Origin of the sequence: Shewanella sp. SP1S1-7, assembly GCF_031932105.1 — a bacterium.
GTDB classification, from domain to species: Bacteria; Pseudomonadota; Gammaproteobacteria; order Enterobacterales; family Shewanellaceae; genus Shewanella; species Shewanella baltica.
This window is the reverse complement of record NZ_JAUOEU010000013.1, coordinates 30,340-46,875: the sequence shown is the minus strand read 5'-3', so window position 1 is coordinate 46,875 and position 16,536 is coordinate 30,340. Positions and strand designations below refer to the sequence as shown.

General features: G+C 46.6%; 15 protein-coding genes. 9 read left to right on the top strand and 6 right to left on the bottom strand.

Features of this window, described 5'->3' with window-relative positions:
- Positions 1 to 36 precede the first annotated feature (36 nt).
- From Q4Q49_RS11870 to Q4Q49_RS11845, 6 genes are all read left to right on the top strand, one after another.
- Positions 37 to 807 (top strand): phosphatase, encoded by a 771-nt coding sequence (locus Q4Q49_RS11870; protein WP_311999439.1) that lies wholly within the window; start codon positions 37 to 39, stop codon positions 805 to 807.
- Positions 808 to 822: 15 nt separating this feature from the next.
- Positions 823 to 1,992, top strand: coding sequence for a sugar nucleotide-binding protein (locus tag Q4Q49_RS11865; RefSeq protein WP_311999461.1), 1,170 nt, complete (start codon positions 823 to 825; stop codon positions 1,990 to 1,992).
- A 367-nt stretch (positions 1,993 to 2,359) separates the two neighbouring features.
- Entirely contained in the window at positions 2,360 to 3,166 is an 807-nt protein-coding gene (gene cysQ / locus Q4Q49_RS11860) for a 3'(2'),5'-bisphosphate nucleotidase CysQ (protein WP_311999438.1), read from the top strand.
- Between the two features lie 60 nt (positions 3,167 to 3,226).
- Positions 3,227 to 4,144 (top strand): fructokinase, encoded by a 918-nt coding sequence (gene mak / locus Q4Q49_RS11855; protein WP_311999437.1) that lies wholly within the window; start codon positions 3,227 to 3,229, stop codon positions 4,142 to 4,144.
- Between the two features lie 217 nt (positions 4,145 to 4,361).
- Positions 4,362 to 5,063, top strand: coding sequence for an ElyC/SanA/YdcF family protein (locus tag Q4Q49_RS11850; protein ID WP_311999460.1), 702 nt, complete (start codon positions 4,362 to 4,364; stop codon positions 5,061 to 5,063).
- Between the two features lie 57 nt (positions 5,064 to 5,120).
- On the top strand, positions 5,121 to 5,804 hold the full coding sequence (locus tag Q4Q49_RS11845) for a DUF2982 domain-containing protein (RefSeq protein WP_311999436.1): 684 nt from the start codon (positions 5,121 to 5,123) through the stop codon (positions 5,802 to 5,804).
- Between the two features lie 150 nt (positions 5,805 to 5,954).
- On the opposite strand, the gene Q4Q49_RS11840 is transcribed toward Q4Q49_RS11845, so the two are convergent.
- The 6 genes from Q4Q49_RS11840 to galU all read right to left on the bottom strand — a co-directional run bounded on the left by Q4Q49_RS11840 (position 5,955) and on the right by galU (position 13,120).
- On the bottom strand, positions 5,955 to 8,249 hold the full coding sequence (locus Q4Q49_RS11840; protein WP_311999435.1) for an OmcA/MtrC family decaheme c-type cytochrome: 2,295 nt from the start codon (positions 8,247 to 8,249) through the stop codon (positions 5,955 to 5,957).
- 506 nt (positions 8,250 to 8,755) lie between these two features.
- The gene (locus Q4Q49_RS11835; RefSeq protein WP_012196838.1) at positions 8,756 to 9,730 is read right to left on the bottom strand and encodes a LysR family transcriptional regulator; all 975 of its coding nucleotides are present in this window, start codon (positions 9,728 to 9,730) and stop codon (positions 8,756 to 8,758) included.
- Positions 9,731 to 10,058: 328 nt separating this feature from the next.
- Entirely contained in the window at positions 10,059 to 10,508 is a 450-nt protein-coding gene (locus tag Q4Q49_RS11830) for a polymer-forming cytoskeletal protein (protein ID WP_311989566.1), read from the bottom strand.
- A 112-nt stretch (positions 10,509 to 10,620) separates the two neighbouring features.
- Positions 10,621 to 11,103, bottom strand: a complete 483-nt coding sequence (gene napF, locus Q4Q49_RS11825; protein ID WP_311989565.1) for a ferredoxin-type protein NapF — start codon at positions 11,101 to 11,103, stop codon at positions 10,621 to 10,623.
- Positions 11,104 to 11,198: 95 nt separating this feature from the next.
- The gene (gene galE, locus Q4Q49_RS11820; protein WP_259573322.1) at positions 11,199 to 12,212 is read right to left on the bottom strand and encodes a UDP-glucose 4-epimerase GalE; all 1,014 of its coding nucleotides are present in this window, start codon (positions 12,210 to 12,212) and stop codon (positions 11,199 to 11,201) included.
- A complete protein-coding gene (galU, locus tag Q4Q49_RS11815) occupies positions 12,212 to 13,120 on the bottom strand; it encodes a UTP--glucose-1-phosphate uridylyltransferase GalU (protein WP_006081012.1) in 909 nt (302 codons plus the stop codon). The genes galE and galU overlap by 1 nt, the downstream gene beginning before the upstream one ends.
- Positions 13,121 to 13,441: 321 nt before the next feature.
- Between galU and phhA the strand changes: the two genes are divergently transcribed.
- The 3 genes from phhA to tyrR all read left to right on the top strand — a co-directional run bounded on the left by phhA (position 13,442) and on the right by tyrR (position 16,533).
- Complete coding sequence (gene phhA / locus Q4Q49_RS11810) at positions 13,442 to 14,242, top strand: phenylalanine 4-monooxygenase (protein WP_311999433.1); 801 nt, start codon at positions 13,442 to 13,444, stop codon at positions 14,240 to 14,242.
- A 146-nt stretch (positions 14,243 to 14,388) separates the two neighbouring features.
- Positions 14,389 to 14,727: a 4a-hydroxytetrahydrobiopterin dehydratase gene (locus Q4Q49_RS11805; protein ID WP_006081014.1), complete on the top strand. Its 339-nt coding sequence runs from the start codon at positions 14,389 to 14,391 to the stop codon at positions 14,725 to 14,727.
- Between the two features lie 267 nt (positions 14,728 to 14,994).
- Complete coding sequence (tyrR, locus tag Q4Q49_RS11800; protein WP_006085271.1) at positions 14,995 to 16,533, top strand: transcriptional regulator TyrR; 1,539 nt, start codon at positions 14,995 to 14,997, stop codon at positions 16,531 to 16,533.
- Positions 16,534 to 16,536 lie beyond the last annotated feature (3 nt).

Here is a 16,536-nt window from a genome sequence, read left to right as displayed (position 1 = left end):
TTCTAAATTGATTGAATCATTTGACTGAGGTGAACCATGCAGTACCAAGTCGACACTCATACCCATACTGTGGCTTCGAGCCATGCTTATAGCACGATTCATGACTACTTAGCGGTGGCAAAGCAAAAGGGGATTCGCTTATTTGCCACCACAGATCATGGGCCTGCGATGGCCGATGCGCCGCATTTTTGGCACTTTGTGAATTTAAGAGTGCTGCCTCGTATGGTCGATGGCGTCGGGATTTTGCGGGGGATCGAAGCAAACATCAAAAATATCGACGGCGAGATTGATTTCTTTGGTGATTATTTAAAGCAGCTCGATATTGTGCTCGCAGGATTTCATGAGCCCGTCTACCCTCCGTCAGATAAAGCGACTCACACAGAGGCTATGATTAATGCCATTAAAAGCGGCAAGGTCGATATCATTACTCATCCGGGAAACCCTGCCTATCCAATTGATATTGAAGCCGTTGCCCGCGCCGCTGCCGAATACGGTGTAGCGCTTGAAATTAACAATTCCTCCTTTGAAGTGTCCCGTAAGGGTAGCGAAGCCAATTGCACTGCGATTGCTAAAGCGGCCAAGGAATTTGGCACTATTTTAGTTATGGGCTCTGATTCCCATGTGGCTTTTAGTTTGGGCGGTTTTGCGCGGGCGCAAGCGATCATCGATGAAGTGGCTTATCCGCCATCACGATTACTCAATCGCAGTCCTTCGGCACTCTTGGCCTTTTTAGCCGCCCGTGGTCATGAAACCGTCGTCGATTTGATCCCCTTATTTAGCGACGATGCTCAATTAATAGATGCATAGTGAATAATATTAGTGATGAAAATCGTGGTCACTGAGGCGATGCCAGCTCAAAGCGGGGAGGCGAGCAACACAGAAGCCAACATCCCGCAAGTCGTGTTGATTACTGGCGCGAAGAGTCAGCTCGCAGAGGCCTTGCTGAGAATCGCTGCCAATATTGGCGAGCTAGCCCTAAATAGCAACGCAAACACAAGCACAAACACAAGCATACCGCTGGAGCTTTATGCGTTAAGTCGCAGTCAGTTAGACATTACCGATGCCGCCAATATTGCAGTAGTGTTTGATCAATATCGACCAAGCTGGGTGATCAATTGCGCGGCCTATAATGCGGTTGACGCTGCTGAGCATGATGCTATTGAAGCGAATCGGGTGAATGCACTTGGCCCTGAGTTACTGGCGCAGCAATGTTTACTGTCGGGCGCGCGCTTACTGCATGTGTCGAGCGATTATGTGTTTGGTGGTCATGCAGTTTGCGATAGTGCTCATGCAGCTGAACGTGCAATTGGTGACGCTAGAGAAAGTGGTGTTGAACAGCATCAAAACCCAGACTTAGCTCCAAATTCAAATCCAAACCCAAACCCAAACCAAGTTCATTTACCAAGGCCTTTTGTTGAACTCGATGCTCCCAATCCGTTGTCTGCTTACGGTAAGAGTAAGTTGCTCGGTGAGCAGAGGGTAGTGGCGGTCTTGGGTGATTGCTCAACGATTGTCCGCACCTCATGGCTCTACGGTCAAGATGGGCATAATTTTGTCAAAACCATGCTCAACTTGATGCGTACTCAGCCAAGCTTGCAGGTGATAGTCGATCAAATCGGCTGCCCGACATGGAGTGATGCACTCGCTAAGGTAATATGGCAATTAGTCGTGCAGCAGTACTCTGGAGTTTTCCATTACAGCGCTCAAGGCCAATGTAGTTGGTATGAGTTTGCCTGTGAAATTCAGCGACAAGCTATAGCGCTTCATCTGTTAAGTCAACCTATGGTTATCCAACCGATTACCAGTGCTGATTATGCTAAGCAGGCACTAAACCGCGGCATAAGTTTGGCAAAAAGGCCGAGTTATAGTGTGTTGAACAGTGGTAAATTACGCTCCACTTTGGCTACGAATAATGTACTGTCGATGCCTGAACAGATCGAGTGGCAAGATTGGCGTCAGCAACTGAATCGCATGTTGCGGCGGTTATCTTGACAATAATGAGCGTGACTCACATTTTGCTTTAGGCTGCTTTAATCAGGCGTTAAGCGTTTACGTCATCTAAGTGATTAACGCTGTCGAAAACAATAAGCCCGCCAATAATCAGATTTAAGCGACGGCTTTAGACTATCCGTATGAAAACATAGGCTGTGAATACGAATGCAGCTGGACTCAAGGCTCTTCTCAGCACCGATGGCTTGCCTTAGTATCGTAATCACTTTGTTAATCTGTGGTTTTGTGTGCCGCGGTTTAGGCCGCGAGTCTTAGTCTATTTTGCTTGATGTATGATGAATTTGTTCTAAATTCCCCTTGGATGACAATGGCATAATGCCAAGATATTTAATGCATTAAGGACGTTTCAGTGACAAACAAGACGACAATAGCACAGACATTGACCAAACAAGATCTATTGCAAGTGGTCGCGATTGCCAAAGCGGCGGGCGATGCCATTATGACGGTTTATGGTCAAGATGACTTTTCGGTGAGCCACAAGGGTGACGATAGCCCCGTGACGGCCGCCGATTTAGCCGCGCACCACGTGATAGTGGGGGCATTGGCGCAGCAGTTTGTCGGTATTCCTATTATGTCTGAGGAAGCGGCGGATATTGCGTGGGACGTGCGTCGTCAATGGCAAACCTATTGGTTGATTGATCCTTTAGATGGCACTAAGGAGTTTATTAAGCGCAATGGCGAGTTTACCGTCAATATTGCGCTTATCCATCAAGGGGTTGCTATCGCAGGTGTGGTTTATGCGCCTGTGCTCGATACCTATTATTACGGCGCTAAGCATTTAGGTGCATGGCGTCAACAAGCGGGTCAAGAGAGCCCCTTATTGGGCGCCAACACGCCACGCGAAATGCCGATGATTGTTGGCAGTCGCTCGCACTTGAGCCCAGGTTTAGCGCAATATTTACAACAGTTTGGCGAGCATGACATCTTAAGCGTGGGTAGCTCGCTTAAGTTTTGTATGTTGGCAGAAGGCAGTGCCGATCTGTACCCCAGACTGGGACCAACTAGCGAGTGGGATACCGCAGCGGCGCAAGCTGTACTCGAAAGTGCAGGCGGCACAGTTGTCTGTTATGAGTCAGGTGAACCATTAACTTATAATCAAAAACCTGACATTTTAAACCCTTACTTTATTGCCACAGCCCCAGGCTGGGTGAAATAACAACCGCCTAGCATCGATATTCGTTGATGAAAGGGCGGGCTAAACACTGGAGTAGTATTCATGATGCGCATGGGCGTCGATTTAGGCGGAACAAAAATAGAATTAGTCGCACTGAGTGATGAAGGTAATGAGCTATTTCGCAAACGTGTGACGACGCCACGTGACTATCAGGGCACGCTAGCTGCGGTGGCCAATCTGGTCAAGGAAGCGGAAGCGACACTCGGCGAGCAAGGCACAGTCGGTGTGGGAATTCCTGGCGTGGTATCGCCCTATTCAGGTTTAGTGAAAAACGCCAACTCAACGTGGATCAATGGTCATCCCCTCGATGTGGATTTAGGGGAATTGTTGCAGCGTGAAGTGCGGGTTGCCAATGATGCAAACTGCTTTGCGGTATCAGAGTCGGTCGATGGTGCCGCCGCTGGCGCATCTGTGGTGTTTGGCGTGATTCTAGGCACTGGCTGTGGCGCTGGCGTGGCAATTAACGGCAAAGTGCACGGCGGGGGTAATGGTATCGGCGGTGAATGGGGTCATAATCCTCTGCCTTGGATGACTAAGGAAGAGTTTAATACCACCCGTTGCTTCTGTGGCAATCCAGATTGTATCGAGACCTTTATCTCTGGCACTGGCTTTGTGCGTGATTTTAATGCGGCATTGACGGCGGCGGGCACAGTGCGTGCTGCTGAAAAATCAGGTGCCGATATTATGTTGTTAGTCGATGAGGGGGATGCGATTGCGGTCGCTGCGTTTGATCGTTATATGGATAGGCTCGCTCGTTCACTCGCCCATGTGATCAATATGCTCGATCCCGATGCTATAGTGCTGGGCGGCGGTATGTCGAATGTCGCGGCGATTTACCCAAGATTACCGGCATTGCTGGCCCATTATGTGGTGGGGCGTGAGTGCCATACACCTGTGGTGCAGAATCTTTATGGTTGTTCATCGGGTGTGCGCGGCGCCGCTTGGTTATGGGAAAAGTAATCTTTGCTTGGATATCTGTACTCATCTAGTGAGCTTATTAGGCTTTTAAATCAATGCCTAATGGCTTATACGTTTTATAAACATTAGCCTAGCAAAACGCTGGGCTAATGTTATCTGCTATGCGTTTCGCCGTATTTTGATGCTATGATTGCGCTCTTTTGGGTTGCTTGGCATGGACATCATGTTTTGGGTTAAGAAAGTTGTTTCACAGGGGATAATGCCGATACCCTTTATCCTATTGTTATTAGTCATTTCTTTTCTGGTATGGCGCCGTCGGAGTATGGCGAAATACTTAGTATCGTGCGCCTTCTTTGTCTTACTCTTTTTAAGCAGTCAGCTGGGTGTGAATACCTTAGTGCGCCCATTAGAATCAGCTTACCCTATTAATTCTACGCCCATCGCTGGTGCCTGTTTTGTGATGGTATTAGGTTCGGCGCACTCGGATATTCAAGGTGCGACTGCGGTGCAATCCTTGTCTGCAGTAGCGCTTGCAAGGCTTAGTGAAGGTGTCAGACAACTTAACTTAGGCCAAGAATGCAAGTTGATTGTCAGCGGTTGGGGCGGCGAACTCACGCAGATTTCCCATGCTGAAATGATGGCGAATGCCGCAGTTGAACTGGGCGTCGATAAACGTCGGATCATTCAATTCCCTTTAGCGCGAGATACGATAGAAGAAGCGCAATATTTACAGTGGGAATTAGGCGAAGAACCTTTTCGCTTAGTCACATCGGCCACTCATATGCCAAGGTCGATGGCTATTTTCGCCGCTAAAGGCTTACACCCAGAGGCTGCGCCGACAGATTATATTGGCCGAGATGATTTTTGGTGGCGGTTAACCGCCGATAATCTAGTGGCTTCTCAGCGGGCGATTCACGAATATATTGGCCGTTTGTGGTTATGGATAAAGGCCGTAAGTTAAAGGTGTGGTTTGCTAAGTTCGGTCTAAAGAGAGTGAGTGTTAACAGGAAGATGAACAATGACAATTGACTCAGAAAGTGTGTCTGTGCGTCCTTTATCAAAACGAAATGGGTTAACCTTAACTTGGCTAGGCGGCTTAAGTCTGCTGCTGGGTTTGGGGCTGTTTCTGACATGGCCGGCCTTGTTTGCCGTGGGTTTGATGTTTTTTAGTTTGGGCGCGATTTCATTAATTCTCGGTTTAGCCAAGGTGTATGAGCCGGAAACGACTCTAGCACTAGATGACAAGGGACTGACCTATTTTCATCGCCGCGGCAAAGTGTCTATCGGTTGGGATAATATTCAAAGGGTCGATATCCCGCGGGTGACCAATGGATTAGATACCATAGAGTTATCTTATTTAGGTATTAAATTAAAACACTTAAATCCTATTTTGGACAATATCTCCCTGCGCTTAGCCACCGGCTTATTAACAGAGCAGCGGCCTTTATTGGTGACTGCAGCCTCGCAAGATGAAGACTTAGCGACTTTAGAAACTTATCTCGGCGCAGAGTTTGGTCCTTTGGTGATAGAAGGGGATCGTTATCGCGGTGTATTGGCGATGTTTGGGCATCGCTGCGTGATGTTAGATACGCGTTTAGGTTATCACTTGTATATTCCCCACGACAGTTTGGACAGAGAAGCTAAGGACTTTATCAAGCTGCTTAGACAACGGATTGCACAAGCCAGTCGCTTAGCGGATTAAGTCTTTATCGCAGTTATTAATACGATTGATATTGCATTTTTACGTGAAGATAATTGGCAATAAAAAAGGGGACCCTAAGGGTCCCCAATGAGTTGCAGAGATGAAGTTTGGGTTGTGCAGGGGCAACCCAAAGGTACTAGTACTGCTGTGCTACTCTGCGTGTACCTTATCTACGCCGTAGGTTTTTCCTTCAGCATGACAGGTCGCGCAAGATTCTACTGGTAGGTTAGGATCTGTCATTGCATCCGCTTCTACTACCGCACCGTTACTTCTAAAGTGAGCGACAGCTGCCGCATCAGAGTGAGCGTGACAAGTACGGCATGATTCAGCTACTGGGCTAATGTAGTAAGCACCTACTTTGATTGAGCGTTTGCCTGAAGTTAAACCACCGTCAGTTGCAAACAGTTTGGCATTGTCTTTATGACAAGCCGCACAATCTGTTTCAACCGCAGGATAACCGAACAAACCACCTTTCGCATCGCGGAAGATACCTTCTACTACACCGAAGTTACCGCTGTGGAAACGGTGAGCAACTGTGAATAGGTCTTTGTTATTGAAGGTCACTTCAGGATTAACAACTAACTTACCATCATCGCCTTTATAGCCAGTTGCACCGTGGCCAGAAGCGCCAGTGGTGTCGTTATGGCAGTGCATACATTGGTCGAAGGTGTAAGCGCCGTGTCTTGAACCTTTTGCATAATCTAAAGTGCCATGACAAGCATTACACTTAGTTTCTGCGACTGTGATACGAGTAGGATCAGCCATACGGGCTTTAGTGACTGCGCTACCATCTGGGCTATAGAATTTCACTGCAGCTTCGTTACCGATAGGGCTAGTTGGACCAAACTCTAAGCTTGGAGTATTACAGCTAACCACTTTACCCGCTTTAGCACAGAAGTTGGCTTCTGAACCTACGTAGAGAGTGCCCACAGCTTGCGCATCTGGGATATCTTTAACGATAGTAAACACGCCACCAGCAAGCGAACCGTTTTCCAGTTTCAGGCTGATTGCTGCAGGTTTAACATCTCTCCAAGAGTACACAGTACCGTCAGTGGCCACATTACCGATCAATAGACCATTAGCGACAAACATCGCTGTTGGGTTAGTGGTCGCGTTGTAGGCTTTTAACGATGTACCATCAGCAATTGGCGCACCATTTAAGGTGACATTGGCTGTTAAGGTTAAGGTTTTCATGCCTAGAGTAGCCGATGGAACTGTTGTAGCACTGGTGAAGTCAACTTTGAACAGAGAAGCATACTCTGCACGTTTACCGACACTATGCACCACCGCAGGCGACAAGTTACCTGTGCCGTGGCAAGAGCTACATTGAGTATCATCTGCTTGAGCTAGGGCAAATTCAGAGTGGTTTTCACCGGTCGCAAAGTTGACTGTCATATGGCAGCCTACACAAGCTTGGGCGTAAATAGTGTTATAGCTAGGTTGGTCCGTAGTATGACAAGAAGTACATTCTTTCAGATCAGATGGGAAGCCAATTTCACTCCATTCTTTAGCGGTATTATTGCTAGTATCGAAGTTTGCTGCGTTTTCTGCGCCAGAGTGGATCCTGTGGATCATAGGTGCAAAGTCAAATATCAAACCTGCGGCTAGATCTGCATCACTTGGGATTTGATCTGGGTTATGACAGGTCACACAATTTTTAACGCCTTGGTAGTTATGGTGGGCTGAAATATTGGCGATATGGCCATCTGCTTCACCGTGACATTTTTCACAGGCTGCGCTACTGACGGTATCTTTACCTGATGATGCAAGTTCATCAGTGGCAGGGATAAAGTCAACGGGTACAGATAAAATCTTGTCAGATAAGGCTACGCCTGCACTGTCAGTGACGTTGTAAGCACGTAGAAATATTCTGTGTACTGCATTTGGATTATCATTGGGATTAATGATTGGCGCTGCGCCATCATGTGCCCAAGTTGCAGTGTAAGTGCCTGGTGTTGCTGTATCTTCGGTTAAAGTACAAGCATTTTTAGTACCGTTAAGACCATCTAAGGTACAAGTTAGCGAAGTACCTGCGGCGTTCGCCATGGCATTGTTTTGCCATTGAATAGGGGCGCCAGTACCTGAGGTATTTTCATTTGCCGTTAAAGAATAAAGCGCAACTTTATCGAGTCCTGTAAAAGGAACATCTTTGTTAGCATTTTTTCCGGTAACAGTAAATTTAACGCTGAAGCCTTCACTGCTGGTCACTTTAATGTCAGCTGGACTTAAAGTGAAAGCCAGATCAGTAATAGATTGAGCAGTCGTTGCGAAGGAGCCCGCAGGGGTTCCGGGTGTACCTGGTGTTCCGGGAGTGCCTGGTGTTCCGGGTGTACCTGGTGTGCCAGGTGCCCCATCTTGACCATCGCTTCCGTCCCCGCAGGCGGTAAGGCTTAAGGTACTGACGAGAGCCAGTGCCAGTAGAGATTTATTGTAGTTTTTCATCATCGCGTCCCTTTTTCTTTCTATAAGACTGCGTGTGCAGTGCCTCTAATATAGGAGGATTCACCTACTTATAAAGTGGTATTTGCAAGTTTGTATCTGATATGTGAACGATGATTTAACAAACGTGGATGGAAATTCTAAAATTTGCATTTTGATATTTTAAATAATGAAATTCAGCTGGAAAGCCATGATGAGCATCACAATTTTTATTTTTCAACTTGGGCTTTAGTGAAGAATTCATTTTCGGTTAAGCAAAATGCTTGAGGCTAAGATAGCCTTAATCTCAGTGATGGAATTGATGTTTTAAGTATCAAAGCGACGGGGAAACTAAACGGTAATCTCGTCTGAGGATAAGCCTTGTTAAGAGAGAAAATATCGATGAAATTTTGCTGTTTTAAACTTGGATATCTTACTGCCTAAACCCCGTTTAACACCGACTCATCGCAGTGATGTAAACAAGGTTTAGTGAACATTATATCCACGAGCTTGGCTGAGCTTATTGTCTCGCGTTAGCGTGCGGGGTCGAGCGCGGCAAGTAAGGAACGCACGACAAGCGCGCTTTGACTCTGGCTGTATCGCCGATGAATTGCTGGTTTTTCAATAAGATAATATTGTGGCGCCATCATAGTATCGTGGAGTCGATTGAGCTCTGTATCGCTTAGGCGTTCTAAGTGTAATCCGGGCATGTGTTTTACTGTGTGCATATCAATGCTGGAACAAAAAGCCACACTCTTCATGGTGAGTAAATGGGCGTACCACTCCTCCCTGTCGATGACTTTATCCACCGCTGGCAGCAAGAGGCCTTGGCGCTGGCAAAATAATTCTAAGGGGTCAATTTTGCTGTTAAAGCCCTTCACTTCTTGGTAGAGGAATGGATGGCGACAGATTTGCTCTAAGGTAATGTCGGTCTCAATCTGCCACAGAGGATGTTGTTTGGCGGCAACGATGTAAACGCCATTGACTGAGCCCAGTTTGGTATAGCTTAATTCTTTATTTTCAGCACTTTCTAAGGTAATACCAAAATCCAGCGCACCTGCGTGGATTAACTCAGCGCTATTCTCTTGCCATTTATGTAAACGTATTTGCCCTAGCGCTTGGGCGACGTCTGGCGTGCTTAATTGTGGCGCTAAAAAGCTCAGTAGCCCATTACAGGCAGCGATATGCAGCGGTAAATCGGCATTGATGGCTGCATTTTGTATCTGAGTTGCAGATTGTTCGAGGTGATAAACCGATTCAGTAAACTGGCAAATAGCCACATACAGGCTTTCTGCTAGCGGAGTGGGTTTTAGCCCCTGTTGACGGCGATAAAACAGTTCATCGTTAAAGGTCAGGCGTAATGCGTTGAGACAACGGCTGATTTTCGGTGCAGAAACATCCAGCGCTTTGGCGGCACTGTTTGCGTGCCCAGTGTCGAAAATACTTTTAAATACCAGCAAGGTAAAAACATCGAGTTCACAGATTTGTTTGAGTAATACGTTGCTCATTTTGTATGTTGCCCTGTATGAGTCTTAACTATTTTTTGCGGGGTTATTAAGGGCATTCTGTGGCTCTGACTCTGCTCCTTGCTATTACCCAAACCGCCGCGATTAGCCGCTAAGATTAACAGCAGTCGTGCGGATTAACTGTGATCACTCTCGGCAAAATAACAATTATTTAACCATTGTAAAGCGTGCTATTTCGCAGGCAGTTATTTGGTTGGTAAGTGGAGGGGTTTGAGTCGGGATATTAAGAAAAAATCGAGCAAATAATGAGTTGAAAAATACAAGCTCGCCTAAGTGTCGGTGAGCTTGCGAGTGTCATTTATTCGCCGTTTTAGCGAGATTCTATAACATCGTTTTGTACGTGCGATAAGTTACGATTGTCTGTTGCAGGAGTGTGGCCTATTGCATGGGAATAAATGGTTGGCGCATCTTCTTTAATCCGCATGCCGATAAATTGGCCGCCCTCAAGAATTTGCATTGAAGTACTCGCCACTTCGCCATCGACAACGCCATTACGCTGGATCACTAAACGCTCACAAATGAGTCTGCCTTTGAAGTGTCCATCAACGATAAATTCATGGCACTTTACTTCGCCTTGAATCATACCGCCTTGTTCTATGGTGATATTAGCCTCAGAAAGCAGTTGACCTTGGATATCACCGCCAACAAGTACATCGCCCGTTAATTCGATGTTCCCCGTGAGTTTAGTGCCTCGAGAAATAAAGCTAAAAGAGGGACTTTTTTTAGGGGGGAAGAACAGTTTTTTTACAAACATCATCATAAATCAACTTAATTCGAGAAGGGATTAACTGAGTTCAATAGAGGCGCGATACTAGCGTAAAACGGATGATAAGCACAGCCTTGTATGGGTTAATGCGATGGCTTTTCTGTAATTAAGTGGGTCGGGTTATTTCAATGGCCTTGCTAGGGCAGGGAGCCACACAGGCACCGCATCCGGTACAAAGTTCAAGGTCTATTTGCGGACGTGGAGCTTGGCCAATATTGAACACAAAACTGATGGCTCTAGGTTCACAGGCATCCTTACAACTTTGGCACCAGATCCCTTGAAAGGTTAAACAACTCTGTTGAATATGGGCGTGATACGACCAAGGTGTTTGGGCTAAATCGAAGATATTTTCAGGGCATGCCTTAGCGCACAGCGTACAAAATGTACACTCATTGTCCTTAAAGGACACTTCAGGAAATCCACCATCGCCTTTGTTGATGATCTGCGTTTCACATACCTCAACACAGGCTGAACAGCGCGTGCACACATCGGTGAACTCGATATCATCACGCACCCAAGGCGGCCTCAAGGCATTATCTTTACGGCGGCGAAAGAGGTTGCGACGACTGTGATTAATACTTTGAGTCATATTGCTCCTCGAACTGTTAATTATTTAAAGTGATGGGCGTATTCAAAGTGATAAAGAAAAATGGCTTGGGATATTTCCACAAGCCATTCAATTTGTTAGCCGTTATAACCATTGGGATTGGTCGATTGCCAATGCCAGCTACTGTTGGCCATATCTGCTAGCGTATGCGTTGCTTGCCAGCCGAGATCTTCCCGTGCATGGATTGGATCGGCGTAGCAGGCGGCAATATCACCAGGGCGACGTGGCGCAATTTGGTAGGCAATGGTGTTACCACAGGCTTTTTCAAAGGCGTGAACCATGTCTAAAACACTATATCCTTGGCCTGTGCCTAAGTTATAGGTGACCAGACCTGGTTTAGTGGCCAATTTAGCCAGCGCTTTTAAATGGCCATTGGCTAAATCCACTACATGGATATAGTCACGCACACCAGTCCCATCATGAGTCGGATAATCATCACCAAACACGCTTAAGGCGGCACGTTTACCCACGGCAACCTGCGCAATAAAGGGCATTAAGTTGTTAGGGATATCGTTAGGATCTTCGCCGATTAAGCCACTGGCATGGGCGCCGACCGGATTAAAATAACGCAGACGAGCGATATTCCAGCTCGGATCGGCATTGTGTACATCTGCCAATATATGTTCAACCATCAACTTAGACTGACCATAGGGATTGGTCGCCCCAGTGGGGAAGTCTTCGGTGATAGGCAAACTGGCTGGATCGCCATATACAGTGGCCGATGAGCTGAAAACGAGATTTTTCACCTTAAACTCCGCCATAACTTGGCAGAGGATCAGGGTTCCTGTGACGTTATTCTCATAATACTTAAGGGGTTTAGCGACGGATTCACCCACAGCCTTTAATCCCGCAAAGTGAATAACCGAATCGATAGCATGATCGTTAAACACTTTCTGTAATAAGGCTTTATTGAGAATATCGCCTTGATAGAAAATGACCGATTTACCTGTGATCCGCTCGACTCGATTTAAGGCTTCTATGCTCGAATTAGACAAGTTGTCTAACACAATCACGTCATTGCCAGCATTGAGCAGTTCTACCACAGTGTGAGTGCCAATATAGCCAGCACCACCGGTCACTAAAATCGTCATTACTTCATCCCTTTTACAACTGTTTTTAAATATTGCGCAAAATCTTCACCGATTTCGCTGTGGCGCAGAGCATATTCAACGTTCGCACGCATGTAACCTTGCTTGTTACCACAGTCGTGGCTCTTACCTTCCATATAATAAGCGTTCACGGTTTCTTGCTTCATTAACATAGCAATTGCATCCGTTAATTGAATTTCATCGCCCGCGCCTGCAGGGGTTTTAGCCAGTAGTGGCCAAATGCTGGCAGGTAACACATAACGGCCTACAACGGCTAAGTTAGACGGCGCTTCATCCACGGCTGGTTTCTCAACTAATTCAACTAATGGCTCAGATTCACCAGGTTGTAAATCATGGCCATTCACATCAGCAATACCGTACTGATTGACGACGTTGTGCGGCACGCCTTCAACCATGATTTGACCCACTTGGGTTTCATCAAACAGCGCAACCATAGCGGCTAAGTTATCGCGACGCAGATCACAGCTGGCTTCATCAATGATCACATCCGGCAGCAATACTGCAAATGGTGCATCGCCGACGACTGATTTTGCACACAAAATAGCGTGGCCTAACCCTTTCGCCTGAGATTGACGCACGCTGATCACTGTCACGTCTTTAGGACAGATAGATTGTACGGCTTCGAGTAACTGACGTTTAACGCGGCGCTCGAGTTGGGCTTCTAATTCGAAACTGGTATCGAAGTGGTTTTCGATAGAGTTTTTACTGGCGTGGGTCACTAGGACAATTTCTTTGATCCCAGCAGCGATAGCTTCACTGACCACATATTGGATCAATGGCTTATCGACAACCGGTAACATTTCCTTTGGAATCGCTTTGGTCGCTGGAAGCATACGAGTGCCTAGGCCTGCGACAGGAATAACGGCTTTACGAATTTGATGTTGTTTCATTGCGAACCTTTTAGGTCAAGGAGATGCGGTTAATGACCAATATTGTAAATGACCTGCACAGAAAAGCTATTTACAAACGCTGAAAACTTCGGATATTTAAGCATTTAAACGGCAAACTCTACGTAAGTTTTAGCAAAGGTAGCACAGTGGATCTAATCCAGCACCCATGGCGAGCAGCAACAGGGTGATTTTAATGACCTTGTAATATTTGCTTTACGTTTACGTCACAGTGGCGGCACAAGAATAAAGTGTGAGGGAGTTAACAAATTTAAAGCCTTAGATCACTATGGAGCCATGAGTGTTAGCCACCGAGTGAAGATTATGACGAAAGGAACAGAGTACATCGCTCGCAGAGCCGATGACACTGGGTTTATCCATTACCCACAAGAAGAACACGATATTTGGCGTCAGCTTTACGCCCGTCAAGCTGTTAATCTCCCTGGTCGTGCCTGCAAGGAATATCTGCAAGGGCTCGATGCCTTAGGGATGCCAAAGGATCGCATTCCGCAACTTGCCGAAATTGATGCGGTATTACAAGCGACCACTGGCTGGAAAACGGCGGCGGTACCTGCGCTGATTTCCTTCGGCCGTTTTTTTGAATTACTGGCAAATAAAGAGTTTCCTGTGGCCACCTTTATTCGCCGCAAGGAAGAGTTTGATTACTTGCAAGAGCCAGATATCTTCCACGAGATTTTTGGCCACTGCCCTTTGCTCACCAATCCTTCATTTGCCAATTTCTCTCACATGTATGGGCAGTTAGGTTTACATGCCAGCAAAGAGGAAAGGGTATTTTTAGCGCGTTTGTACTGGTTTACGGTTGAGTTTGGTTTACTACAGCCCAAAGACGGCGCCTTATGCATCTATGGCGGCGGCATTTTAAGCTCACCCGGTGAAACCTTGTATGCAATGGAAAGTGACGCGCCAGAACGTCAACCTTTTGATTTATTGAATGTGCTGCGAACCCCATATCGCATCGACATTATGCAGCCGATTTATTATGTGATTGAGCACATTGATATGCTGGATGAAATTGCCAAGATGGATATTATGGCTTATGTCACTAAGGCCCGTCAGTTAGGTTTATTTGCCCCTAAGTTTCCGCCAAAAGCTAAGGCGAGTTAAGTCACGATTCGGTTGATGAGTTGACTCGTTATTTGGCTGGCGTCTAATTTAGCCATCTGATATTGAGTCATGCGATTTAAGCTATTAATAGAAAATGAGTAAAGTGCAACAGAATATCCCTACCAATGTTGCCAACAGGAGTATGTATGACAGCGTTATCGAATATGAAATGTGAAGCGTGCCAAGCCGACGCACCTAAAGTGACCGATGAAGAATTGGCCGAACTTATTCGTATGATCCCCGACTGGGGCGTGCAAGTACGTGACGGCGTAATGCAGCTTGAGCGTGTCTACAAGTTTAAAAACTTTAAACTGGCGATGGCATTCACGAATAAGCTGGCGGATTTAGCGGAAGAAGAATTCCATCACCCAGGCATTTTCACTGAATGGGGCAAAGTAACCGTCACTTGGTGGTCACATTCTATTAAGGGCCTACATAAGAATGACTTCATCATGGCCGCCAAGACAGACCAGTTATTGGTTTAGTTAATTCACCAATATAATCAGCATCTTAACCTGTTTTTTGATGCTGATTTTTTCTTCCTGTTACAATTCAACTGTAAACTAGGCTTGCCACTTTCTGTTTAACCTTCTAACGTATACAGGCTCTGCTATTTCCCCTCATCGCTGACGTTTTCGTTAAGGTAACGACTTGCCTAGCAAGCGTCATTTTTGTTGTAAAGCTCAAGGCGAAAAATAGCTCTGCACGGTTTATCCCCAAAATTCGAATCAAAAAAGGGAATATCAGTCATTATGCGCTTGGAAGTCAGCTGTCAGGATCGTGTTGGTTTAGCCAAAGATATCTTAGTCGTGTTAGAGCGTTATGGTATTAATTTAATTGCCATTGATGCCAGTAACCAAGGATTCCTGTACTTACAATTTGCCGAAATCAGTTTTGAAACCTTAAGTGCCTTGATGCCGCAGATCCGCAAAGTGGAAAGTGTCCACGATGTGCGTACTGTGTCGTTTATGCCCTCAGAGCAGGAACATTACGCCCTTAAAACCTTGCTCAAAACCTTACCCGACTCCGTTTTCTCCATCGATGCTAAAGCACGTATTCGTATCGTTAACGAGTCCGCCTTGCTCAATATCGGCATGGGCGAGCACGAAGTGCTCGAAGAGTCGCTCAATCATTGGGTGCAAGGTTTTAATTTCAGCCGTTGGTTGAGTGAAAGCCAAGTCTTACCGCAAGCGGCGAGGGTACAAATCGGCCCAAACGAATATCTAGCCGAAATGCTGCCGATTTACCTGCCAGATGAAGATGAAAAAACCATCTTAGTTGGCGCAGTGGTGTCGCTAAAATCCCCCGCGCGGGTTGGAAAGCAGTTTAACGCGCTGCAGAATCAAACCACTGGCTTTGAAAATGTATTAGCCAGCAGTGACAAAATGAAGGAAGTGCTAAAGCAAGCGCGGCGTATGGCCCAGCTCGATGCGCCTTTATTGATCACGGGTGAAACGGGTACTGGCAAAGAATTAATGGCCAGAGCCAGCCACGATGCCAGCATGCGCCGTGAGAAACCCTTTATCGCCATCAACTGCGCCGCTCTGCCCGACAGCGCCGCCGAAGAAGAATTATTCGGTTATGTCAGCCAAGGTAAAGTCGTTAAAAGGGGATTCTTTGAAGAAGCCAAGGGCGGCACAGTATTTCTCGATGAAGTGGCTGAGATGTCCAAGGCCGCCCAAGTTAAGCTGCTTCGGCTATTGCAAGATGGCACCTTTAGACGTATTGGCGGCGATGAGGAAGTCCGTGCCGATGTGCGGATCATTTGCTCAACCCAGAAGAATTTAGCCGAACTGTGCCAAACTGGTGAGTTTAGGGAAGATTTGTACTATCGCATCCATGTGCTGAGTTATCACATACCGTCACTGCGCGAGCGTAAAGTCGATATCATTCCACTGACGGAAATGTTCCTCGAACATTACAGCCAACAGTTGTCTAGCCCAGTGCGGCGGATTTCGGCCCAGTGCCGCGATCATTTGCTCACCTACGCTTGGCCAGGTAACGTACGCCAATTAAAGAACGCGGTATTTAGGGCAGTGTCTATGTGGGATGGTTCGGCTGAGTTGACGGTCGAACAATTAAAATTACCGTCCTACGCCGAAGGTTTTGGTTACTTTGACAATGAGTTTGAAGGCAATCTCGACGATGCAATGAAGCAGTTTGAGGCGAGTCTATTGCGCCGATTATATCCTGCCTATCCGAGCACTCGACAGTTAGCGAAAAAGCTCGGGGTGTCGCACACTGCTATTGCCAATAAGCTGCGTGAGTACAAGATAGCCAAGCGTCGTTAAGCC